Source organism: Sulfitobacter sp. G21635-S1, from assembly GCF_027213915.1.
Taxonomy (GTDB): domain Bacteria; phylum Pseudomonadota; class Alphaproteobacteria; order Rhodobacterales; family Rhodobacteraceae; genus Sulfitobacter.
Window position 1 is genome coordinate 1 of record NZ_JAPWGV010000073.1, and the last position, 835, is coordinate 835.

The window sequence follows — 835 nt, forward strand, 5'->3', positions numbered from 1 at the left end:
TAGGGTCAGGACTCATAGCCAGTAGATAACGACTGCCGCGAGAGCGATGGCGGACAAAAAGACCTTTGGACATCTGTCGTATCGCGTTGCCACACGCCGCCAGTCCTTCAACCTGCCGAACATAATCTCGATCCGGTTGCGTCGTTTGTAGCGCCGCTTGTCGTATTTCACGGCCGTCTTGCGTTGCTTTCGACCCGGGATACAGGGGCGTATCCCTTTGTCTTTCAACGCTTCTCTGAACCAATCGGCATCATAGCCTCTGTCGCCCAGTAGCCAATCGACCTTCGGCAGGCTGCTCAGCAACGCCCGGGCGCCAATGTAGTCACTGACTTGTCCGGCGGTCACGAACAGATTCAGCGGTCGGCCCAGGCTGTCGCAGATGGCGTGCAGCTTAGTGTTCATGCCGCCTTTGGTGCGACCAATCAGACGACCACGCCCCCCTTTTTGACGCCCAAACTGGACGCCGTACGGTGCGCTTTGAGATAGGTCGCATCAATCATCACGGTCTTCTCCTCGCCGTGATCGGCTGCCAGCCCCATCATCATCTTTGCGAAGATGCCCTTATCGCTCCAGCGCTTCCAACGGTTATAAAGCGTCTTGTGCGGACCATATTCCGTGGGTGCATCGCGCCAGCGTAAGCCATTGCGGTTAATGAAGATAATCCCACTCAACACACGCATATCATCAACGCGAGGTTTGCCATGGGGCTTCGGGAAGAAGGGCTCAAGACGCGCCATCTGCGCATCTGTTAGCCAGAATAGATCAGACATGTTCACCGCTCGTTTTTGAACCGTGAATCATGCCGCTATGCAGAAATCAATGGGTCCAGAGCCTA

Annotated in this window: 1 protein-coding gene; it reads right to left on the reverse strand. The window is 55.6% G+C overall.

The window, feature by feature from the left end:
* Positions 1-12 precede the first annotated feature (12 nt).
* Positions 13-770 (reverse strand): IS5 family transposase gene (locus O4H53_RS26965; RefSeq protein WP_269368091.1). Its coding sequence is split into 2 segments (ribosomal slippage): positions 13-449 and positions 449-770, totalling 759 coding nucleotides; the frame shifts between segments, so codons are not numbered across the junction.
* Positions 771-835: the final 65 nt, after the last annotated feature.